Source organism: Micromonospora sp. NPDC049201, assembly GCF_055586805.1.
This window is the reverse complement of sequence record NZ_JBVJHM010000002.1, coordinates 696,303-705,271: the sequence shown is the minus strand read 5'-3', so window position 1 is coordinate 705,271 and position 8,969 is coordinate 696,303. Positions and strand designations below refer to the sequence as shown.

The window sequence follows — 8,969 nt, the reverse complement described above, 5'->3', positions numbered from 1 at the left end:
TACATTCCGAACCCGGAAGCTAAGCCCTCCAGCGCCGATGGTACTGCACTCGGGAGGGTGTGGGAGAGTAGGACACCGCCGGACAATCTTCCAGTTCAGGGCCACCCTTCGGGGTGGCCCTGAACTGCGTTCCCGCCCGAACCGGCGGAATCTCCACGGCCCACCCGTCGTGTCTCGTACCGTCGACCCGGGACCGCTCCGCGCGTCCCCCGCCGACCGGGCGGATTCGTCAAACGTGACGTGACGAACGGTGTGTTCGGGATCGGCACGGGCCGACCGGGGTACAGGAGTGGTCATGGAGATCGGAATCATCGGGTCGGGGCACATCGGGGGCACCCTCACCCGTCGTCTGAGTTCACTCGGCCACGACGTCGCGGTAACCAACTCCCGCGGCCCGCAGAGCCTGACCGACCTCGCCGCCGAGACCGGCGCCCGGGCCGTGAGCCTGGAGGAGGCGGTCCAGGGCGCGGAACTCGTGGTCGTCGCGATCCCGCTGAAGGCGGTGCCGCAACTGCCGGCGTCGCTCTTCGACGGCAAGCTGGTCGTGGACGCGAACAACTACTACCCCCAGCGCGACGGCGACGTGGCCGAGCTGCTGGACCGTAGTCTCAGCTCCAGCCGGTGGACCGCCGACCACCTCAAGGGCGCCCGGGTGGTCAAGGCCTTCAACAACATCCAGGCGGCGCACCTGATGGACGCGGGGAAGCCGGCGGGCACGCCGGACCGGATCGGCCTGCCGGTCGCCGGCGACGACGAGGACGCCAAGCGGGTCGTCATGGGGATCGTGGCGGAGCTGGGCTTCGACCCGGTCGACGCGGGCACGCTCGACGAGAGCTGGCGGCAGCAGCCGGACACGCCGGTGTACGGCACCGACCGGGACGCGGACGGCGTACGGGAGGGTCTGGCCGCGGCGCGGCCCTGACCGCACCGCTCACGAAGAAGGCCCCGCTGAGCGGGGCCTTCTTGGCGTCCGGGGTCAGGCCCCCGGCTCGGGGGCGCAGATGAAGCGCGGTTCGGCGTCGTACCGCCAGCTGAACTTCTCCCGCTTGACGACCTTGCCGTCCTTCTTGATCACCCGGAACGCGTCCTGGGCGAATCCCACCCCACCGGCGGCGGAGATGCAGTCCGGACCCGGCTTGAGGTAGACCGTCTTCGGCTGGGTGACGTTCCGGCGCGGGCCGTACTCGGTCTTCACGCTGTCGTAGATCTTCGTGCTCCAGATCGACACGGTGATCGTGCTGCCCGTGTACGAGGTGTCGATGAGCACGCCGTGCGGCGTGTTGTTGCGGAACTTGAAGTCGAGCTGCGGCCAGTAGATGGTCGACTCGATGACGGCCGGGTAGCGGCTGAAGTAGAACGAGTGCGGCTTGTGCTCGACGTCCTCCAGCCCGGCGTAGTAGCTCGCGTTGAACAGCGTGGTGGTGAACTGCGAGACGCCGCCGCCCACGCCCGGCACCAGCTTGCCGTTCACGATCGTCGGCGCGTCCTGGTAGCCCTGGTCGTAGCCGCGTTCGCCGGTGTGCGCGTTGAGCGAGAAGGTCTCCCCCGGCTTGACGATCGTGCCGTCCACGTCCTTGGCCGCCTGGACGATGTTCTGGCTGCGCGGGGAGGAGAGGCCGCCGGTGAACCGGGTGGTGAAGGTGGAGACCCGTTCCTTGATGCCCAGCTCGGCCAGCTTGGCCTCGGTCAGCTCCGGCGCGGCCGGCTTCAGCGCGGCGGTCACCGCGCGGTCGGTCGGCTTCGGCAGCACCGCGAGCAACGCGGGCCCGAGCGCGGCGGCGTCGACCTGGCGGCCGGCCCGGCTCGGTACCACCTTCGGCTTGCCGCCACTGATGGTCAGCCCGGCGTCGCGGGGCTCCACCTCCAGCGTCGCCAGCTTGCCGCCGAGCGCGGCGCGCAGTCGCTTGACGTCGACCCGGGGAGTGATCTTTCCGGCGTCGTCGGTCGGGAAGCGCAGCGACCTGGCGATGGCGGCGGGCGGGATGGTGACCGAGCCGCCGTCGGTGGTGAGCGTGACCGGCGCGGCGACGGCGGGCCGGGCCAGCTCGGTGACGAGCCGGTCGACCTCCTCCCGGGTGGTCGCCGGCCACTGCTCCACCAGGGGCACGGTGACCGGTCGGGCGGCCAGCCACGCCGAGGTGACCGCCGTCGTCGCGGCGGTCGTGTCGACGGTCAGCGCCGGCTTCGGGTAGACCGGCTTCGGGGTGGTGCCGGTCCAGATGATGGTCGGCATCGTCATCTCGCGGCCCTGGTCGCCCGCCGCCGTGCGCAGGGCGGCCGCCAGCCGGTCGGCGTCGACCGTGACCACTGGCTCGACCGCGCGGGAGCCGACCAGTCGGCTGACCGCGTGCGCGTCGGCGGCGGCCGCCGCCGCCACGGTGGCGTCCACGTCGATCGTGAGCCCGACGTCGGCCGGCTTCAGCTCGACCTTCTTCTCGCCCACGGTCACGGTGATCGGGGCGTTCAGCGCGTCGGCGCGGCGTTCCAGCTCGGTGCGCAGCGCGCGGGCCGCCTCGGCCCGGCTCCGGCCGCCCAGCTCGGTGCCGAGCACCGTGGTGCCGCGGGGCACGTCACCGGCGTACGCGTAGGCGCCGACGCCGACGCCACCGGCGAGCACGGCGGCGGTGATCCCGCCGGCCAGCAGCAGCCGGGCGCGTCGGGAGCGCGGCGGCTTCCCCGGGTCGCCGGCGGGCGGTGTGGCGACCGGCTCCAGCTCGACCCCGGGCCAGCTCACCGCCGCCACCTTGATGGTGGGGCGGTCGTCGGCGGCCGGCACCTTCTCGCCGTACATCGTCACTGCAACCTCATCGGAAGGACACGTGCGGGGACCGCTTCCCCCGCGGGAGACACCTACGGTAACCAACGCTCGGGCCGGTCGGGAGTCTCCGGCCGGGCGGTCGTGTCGGGCGGGCGGCGGTGTCGCACCGATCACCCGTTTCGGGGCCCCGTCCACGCCCTGGTCGTGACACGGTGGGCGGGTGCGGGCGGACGAGCGCGGGTTGGCGTACGGCGGTGGCTGGCTGGACCGGGCGGCGGAGCTGCGCGGGGACGTGGACTGGCTGGCCGAGCGGCGGACCGATCCGGCGAGTGTGGTGCTGCCGTGCTGGCGGGACCGGTGCCTGGTGGACGCCGGGCGGGCGCCGGTGCGGCCAACCGTGGTGGATGCGGCCGGGCTGCTCGCCGCCGCCGACGAGACGGTCTTCCTGGGGCTGGACGCGGGCCGGGCGGTGTTCGCCGCCGACCTGTCCGGCCAGGAGGAGGGCGAGGCCCGCGAGCTGGCCGGCGCGGTCGAGGCGGTGGACGTCCGCGCCCTGGTGGGCGGGCTGACGCCGGCGGAGGCGGCGCTCCAGGCGTACGCGAAGGGGTTGCTGCACTGGCATCGGGGCCAGCGGTTCTGCGGTGCGTGCGGGGCGGCGACGGTGGCCGGCTCGGGCGGGCACGTCCGCTCCTGCACCGGGCCGAGCTGCGCCCGGTTGTTCTTCCCGCGGATCGAGCCGGCGGTCATCGTGCTGGTCGAGGCGCCCGGTGAACCGGAGCGTTGTCTGCTGGGCCGGCATCGCGGGGCGGCGGAGGATGCCTGGTCGCTGCTGGCCGGGTTCGTGGAGATCGGCGAGAGCCTGGAGGACGCGGTCCGGCGGGAGTTGGCCGAGGAGGCCGGCGTGTCCGTGCGGGCGGTGACCTATCAGGGTTCACAGGCGTGGCCGTTTCCGGCCGGGTTGATGGTCGGGTTCCGGGCGACGGCGGTGTCGACGCGGGTCCGGGTCGACGACGAGGAGCTGGTGGCGGCGCGCTGGTTCACCCGGGCGGAGCTGCGTGCGCGGGCGGCGGCGGGGCGCCCCCTCGGCCGGGTCGACTCGATCGGCCGCCACCTGCTGGAGTCGTGGCTGGACGAGCGGGGCTGAGCCGGCTCCGGTCGGTGGCGTGGTCCCGGCCGGACGGGTGATTGGCTCCTCACCCACAGCGCCTTGCCAGCTCGCCGTTACCGAACTGTGATGTTTGGCGGTGACGACTACCACAGGTGAAACCTGTTCGGCATCCTGTCGTAATCAGGCCGGTTTGCCCTGACCTCCTTGCCCCGGGGATGTTAACCGTTGGTAACCAGGGACGACCTTGATATCACGTCTGTGTTACCCGTCAGTAGCTTGGGGCTTGTGAGGTCTGTCGCTTCGCGAGAGCATCCAATCCGCGACCGCGCGGCCGTTCGGCACAACGGCATCCGCGCCGCCCCGCAGCTTTCCCGTCCCGCGTCGCGTCCCGCGTCCGGCGACGCACCCCCGTCGAGGAGGACCTTGTGAGTGAATCGGAGAACCGTCAGCCGAGTGGCGGCACCCGCTGGCGGCGCTTCGCCGCGATGATGGTGCCGGCGACGGTCGTGGCCGGCGGCATCGTGCTGGGCATGGCCAACGGCGCCATCGCGGCCTCGTTCGCGGTGTCGGGCCAGACCTTCAAGGTCGGCGCCACGAAGCTGGTCGGCAACGGCTTCAAGCAGTACGGCGGCATGGTCGAGGAGAAGAACGGCACCAAGCACCCGGTCGCCGTCTCCGAGATCGCCGACGCGAAGCTCTACGACCTCTGCCAGTCGGTCAACGCCAGCCTGCCGGGCATCCCGATCGTGCTGACCATCAACGCCGGTGGCGACGGCAAGCCGGCCACCGCCACCAACCTGCTGATCGACATGGACTCGCTCGCGGGCGACGCCACGTTCGAGAACATCCAGATCGGCCGCGACGCCAACGACCTCAACGCGACGAAGGGCCAGCCCGGCGCGTTCGGGCAGAGCGCCGACGTGGTGACCATCACGAAGCTGGAGCAGGTGGCACGCTCCACCAGCGCCGGCGTCTTCACCCTCAACGGCCTGAAGCTGAAGGTCAACGTGGGCAAGGACGCCAAGGAGTGCTTCTGATCTGATGGCGAGGCTCGCGGAGGGCGCCCTCCGCGAGCCTCGGCCATGTCTCACCCCGTCAGCACCGCCAGGAGGAGTACGTGACAACCGCCGAGACGCAGCAGGCCCGACCGGGTCGGCCCGGCCAGGCGTGGCGTGGCTTCCGCCGGTGGCGCCGGGCGCGACCGTTCTGGGGCGGGCTCTTCACCGCGCTGGCCGGTCTGGAGATCTTCGCCACCACCCAGATGAGCCTCAACGGCCTCACGTTCCAGATGGGACCCACCGGTTTCCTGTCCTGGCTCATCCCGACCATCCTCGTGACCTGCGGCATGCTGCTCTGGTTCAGCCCGGCCCAGCGGATGTTCTACGCGGTGGTCGCGGCGATCACCGCGCTCTACTCGCTGATCGGCGTGAACCTCGGCGGCTTCTTCATCGGCCTGCTGCTCGGCATGATCGGCAGCGCGCTCGGCTTCGCCTGGGTGCCGCGCAAGGAAACCTCAGGCGACCCGAAGCCGGCCCAGCCGGTCGACGAGCCGGCGACCGAGCCGGCCGAGGAGCCGGAGCCGGCCCTGGTCGACGAGTTGCTGCCGCCCCGGCAGCGGCAGGACGACGCCACCGGTGTCCTCACCGACACGTTGCCGGAGCCGCGTAACCCACTGCGCGAGGCGTCGCCCGTCGACCCCGCCGGGCCGGACACGCCCCACGGGCCGGGCTACGCGCCCCGGGCGTACGCGATCCTGCTGGTTCTCGCGGTCTCCCTGGCCGGCCTGGTGGCGCTCCGCGACCAGCGGCCGGCGGTCGCCGCGCCGGCGGCCTGCCCGACCACGTCGGCGCCGGCGCCGAAGCCGTCCGCCTCGAAGACCGCGTCGGCGTCGCCGTCGGCCAGCCCGAGCGCCACCGCCACGGCCGCGCCGCCGGCCGAGGACCCGGGTGGCAACCTGCTGACCGACCTCGTCGACGGCATCACCGGCCTGTTCACCGGCGGGGAGGAGGAGGCCGAGCCGTCGCCGTCGCCGTCGACCGTGGCCCCCGCCGCCGCCGCAGCCGCCACGCCGAGCGGGAGCGGCACGCCGAAGCCGAGCGGCAGCGCCAAGCCGTCGACCCCGGCGAAGCCGGGTGCCGACTGCGACGACGCCGACCCCGCCCCGACCAAGCCCAAGCCGGTCGAGGAGGGCAAGCCGCTGCCCAAGCTGGCCGCCGACCCCGACCAGCCGCTCGTGGCCGACCCGCCCTCCCGGCTCACCGGCTCCAAGGTGACCATGACCGGGCTGCGCTTCGAGGGCATCGTCGAGCTGCCCACCTACCGGGGCAAGCTCAAGTGCCTGAAGTTCACCATGGACAAGGCCGTCACCGACGACTTCACGCTGCTGGCCAGCGGCCCGGCGGGCAAGAAGCAGCGGTACGTCACCGACCGGCTCACCGTCTCCGGTGACGTCGCGTTCTACGCCACCCGGTTCGTCGGGCACCTGCTCGGCATCAAGATCACGCTGACACCGGAGCTGCCCTTCCCGGACGGCATCCCGATCACCTCGCCGATCCCGATCAGCTTCGACGACCCGGTGATCGAGCTGGCGTACGAGCACTCGAACTCGCTCACCGCCAAGCCGGTGCTCCGGGTCGACCTGGCCTGATCCGGGCGCACCACGGAAACGGCCGGGCGTCGGAGGTCCCTCCGACGCCCGGCCACCGTCGTCCTCAGAGCCGGCCCAGCGCCCGACGCAGCGGGTCGAGCCCCAGCGCGCCCAGGTCGAGCGCCTGACGGTGGAACTCCTTCAGGTCGAAGTCGGCGCCCTTGCGGGCCTTCGCGTCCTCCCGGGCCTGCAACCAGATCCGCTCGCCCACCTTGTAGGAGGGGGCCTGCCCCGGCCAGCCGAGGTAGCGGTTCAGCTCGAAGCGCAGCGTCTCGTCCGGCACCCGGCAGTGCGCCCGCATGAACTCCCAACCCAGCTCCGGCGTCCAGCGCTCGCCCGGGTGGAAGCCGAACGGATTGTCCGCCGGGATCTCCAGCTCCAGGTGCATGCCGATGTCGACGATCACCCGGGCCGCCCGCAATGCCTGCCCGTCGAGCATGCCGAGCCGGTCCCCCGGATCGGCCAGGTAGCCCAGCTCGTCCATCAACCGCTCCGAGTAGAGCGCCCAGCCCTCGCCGTGCCCGGAGACCCAGCAGAGCAGCCGCTGCCAGCGGTTGAGCAGGTCGGCCCGGACGGCGGTCTGCGCGACCTGGAGGTGATGGCCCGGCACCCCCTCGTGGTAGACGGTGGTCACCTCACGCCAGGTGGAGAACTCGGTGATGCCCTGCGGCACCGCCCACCACATCCGCCCCGGCCGGGAGAAGTCCTCGCTCGGGCCGGTGTAGTAGATCGCGCCGTCGCTGGTCGGCGCCAGGCAGCACTCGATGCGGCGGACCTGCTCCGGGATGTCGAAGTGGGAGCCGTCCAGCTCGCTGATCGCCTGGTCGGCGAGTGCCTGCATCCAGTCGCGGAACGCCTCCTTGCCGCGGACCGTCCGCGCCGGGTCGGCGTCGAGCGCACGGACCGCGTCGTCGACCGAGGCGCCGGGGCCGACGATCCGCGCGGCCACCGCCCGCATCTCGGCCTCCAGGCGGGCCAGCTCCGCGAAACCCCAGGCGTACGTCTCGTCCAGGTCGACCTTCGCGCCGAGGAAGTACTGCGAGGCCAGTTCGTAGCGCTCCCGGCCGGCGGCCTGCTTCTGCCGCCCGACGGGGGCCAGCTCGGTGCGGAGGAAGTGCCCGAACTCGGCGGTGGCCGCGGTCGCGGCGGCGGCGCCCTTGCGCAGCTCGGCACCGAGCGTGCCGTCCGCGTCGAGGCGTTCGGCCAGGCCGTGGAAGAAGTTGTCGCCGTCCGGGTCGACCCAGATGTCGCACTGCTTGGCGACCTCGACGAGCTGCACCTGCGAGCTGACCCGGCCGGCCGCCGCCGCCTCACGCAGCGTGCGCTTGTAGCCCTCCAACGCGGACGCGAAGCGGTTGAGCCGGGTGGCGACGTTCGCCTTCGCCTCCTCGCCGTCGGTCGGCATCAGGTCGAAGACCATCCGCAGCTCGTGCAGCCCACTCGTGATCACGCTGACTTCGCTGGTGGTCTCGCCGCTGTCGTAGCGGGCGAGTTCCAGGCCGAGGCGTTCCTGCATCGCCTCCTGCGCGGTCCGCTCCGCCTCGGTCTCCGCCTCGGTCACGTCGAGCTGGCCCAGCGTGCGCCGGGCCAGCTCGGCACGGGCCGCGTAGCCCTCGGGCGACAGGTCGTCGAGCTGGTCGTCGTAGCCGGCGATGCCGACGTAGGTGGCCCCGGTCGGGCTCAGCGGAGCCCACTGGGCCACGTACCGGTTGGCGAGGTCATCGATTCGTCCCACGGGGCGACCCTACGTGACCGGGTCACCCCGGTGTCGAGCCTGTTTGCCGTGTTCAGGGCAGCAGATCGGCGGGGTCGAAGTCGATCGGGAACGGCAGGTCCAGTTTGAGCCGCTGGCCGCTGACCGCCTGAGCCGTACTGACGTAGCCGCCGTTGTCGAGCGTGAGGAACTCGACGCCGACGTGCCGGAGCTGTCGGGCGATCTGCACCCGCATGAAGTACGGCACCCCGCCTTCGGCGCAGCGGCGGGGCTTGTTCACGAAGTCCTGCCGGCGGCTTCCCGGCGACACGAACTCGACCGCCATCGTGCACAGCCGAACCGGAATCCACCGGTCCTCCTGGTCGGTTCCGGGCAGGGTGTGCAGGATGGTCAGGTCGGGCTGGATCCACCGGTCGGGGGCGAACGTCAGGTTCACCTGGCCGAAGACGTAGAAGCCGGCCTCCTTCGCCGCCGGCTTGAGCAGGTGGAGCAGCTCGCCCTCGGCATAGCTGTTGGTGCCGGTCTCGGCGGGGGTCATGACCAGCCTTCCGTCGATGCACTCGTAGCGCGCGTCGGGCAGCTCGCGCAACGGGAGGTAACGGTCGGCGAGCCGGGTGGTCCACATCCCGTCGAAATCGACGAGCGGATCGAAACGCAGCGGTGCGGCCATCGACTTGTCACCTCCTCGACCGGTCAACGTCCCCACTGTAGGTCGGTTGCTGTGGCGGTCGACACGGCGTCC

Annotated in this window: 7 protein-coding genes and 1 rRNA gene; 5 read left to right on the top strand and 3 right to left on the bottom strand. The window is 72.0% G+C overall.

All coding sequences use genetic code 11. The features are described from left to right. Positions 1-84, top strand: a 5S ribosomal RNA gene (gene rrf / locus ACZ6O5_RS07120); the annotation flags it as partial. Positions 85-295: 211 nt separating this feature from the next. Continuing rightward, on the top strand, positions 296-922 hold the full coding sequence (locus ACZ6O5_RS07115; protein ID WP_425788502.1) for an NADPH-dependent F420 reductase: 627 nt from the start codon (positions 296-298) through the stop codon (positions 920-922). A 54-nt stretch (positions 923-976) separates the two neighbouring features. On the opposite strand, the gene ACZ6O5_RS07110 is transcribed toward ACZ6O5_RS07115, so the two are convergent. After that, positions 977-2,791: a VanW family protein gene (locus tag ACZ6O5_RS07110; protein WP_465975072.1), complete on the bottom strand. Its 1,815-nt coding sequence runs from the start codon at positions 2,789-2,791 to the stop codon at positions 977-979. A 187-nt stretch (positions 2,792-2,978) separates the two neighbouring features. Here ACZ6O5_RS07110 and nudC point away from each other — a divergent pair, with 187 nt between their 5' ends. The 3 genes from nudC to ACZ6O5_RS07095 all read left to right on the top strand — a co-directional run bounded on the left by nudC (position 2,979) and on the right by ACZ6O5_RS07095 (position 6,513). Then, entirely contained in the window at positions 2,979-3,902 is a 924-nt protein-coding gene (gene nudC, locus ACZ6O5_RS07105; protein ID WP_465975020.1) for an NAD(+) diphosphatase, read from the top strand. A gap of 449 nt (positions 3,903-4,351) precedes the next feature. Further along, complete coding sequence (locus tag ACZ6O5_RS07100) at positions 4,352-4,903, top strand: DUF6230 family protein (protein WP_425789004.1); 552 nt, start codon at positions 4,352-4,354, stop codon at positions 4,901-4,903. Positions 4,904-4,983: 80 nt separating this feature from the next. Next, positions 4,984-6,513, top strand: coding sequence for a DUF6114 domain-containing protein (locus ACZ6O5_RS07095; protein WP_465975018.1), 1,530 nt, complete (start codon positions 4,984-4,986; stop codon positions 6,511-6,513). A 64-nt stretch (positions 6,514-6,577) separates the two neighbouring features. Here ACZ6O5_RS07095 and ACZ6O5_RS07090 read toward each other — a convergent pair whose 3' ends face one another. Continuing rightward, positions 6,578-8,248 (bottom strand): DUF885 domain-containing protein, encoded by a 1,671-nt coding sequence (locus ACZ6O5_RS07090; RefSeq protein ID WP_465975016.1) that lies wholly within the window; start codon positions 8,246-8,248, stop codon positions 6,578-6,580. A 52-nt stretch (positions 8,249-8,300) separates the two neighbouring features. Further along, the gene (locus ACZ6O5_RS07085; protein ID WP_465975014.1) at positions 8,301-8,924 is read right to left on the bottom strand and encodes a Uma2 family endonuclease; all 624 of its coding nucleotides are present in this window, start codon (positions 8,922-8,924) and stop codon (positions 8,301-8,303) included. Positions 8,925-8,969: the final 45 nt, after the last annotated feature.

Bases quoted from the DNA above. Each gene is read 5' to 3' on its own strand.
- ACZ6O5_RS07115 (WP_425788502.1), top strand. From the start codon at position 296: ATGGAGATCGGAATCATCGGGTCGGGGCACATCGGGGGCACCCTCACC.
- ACZ6O5_RS07110 (WP_465975072.1), bottom strand. From the start codon at position 2,791: ATGTACGGCGAGAAGGTGCCGGCCGCCGACGACCGCCCCACCATCAAG.
- ACZ6O5_RS07100 (WP_425789004.1), top strand. From the start codon at position 4,352: ATGATGGTGCCGGCGACGGTCGTGGCCGGCGGCATCGTGCTGGGCATG.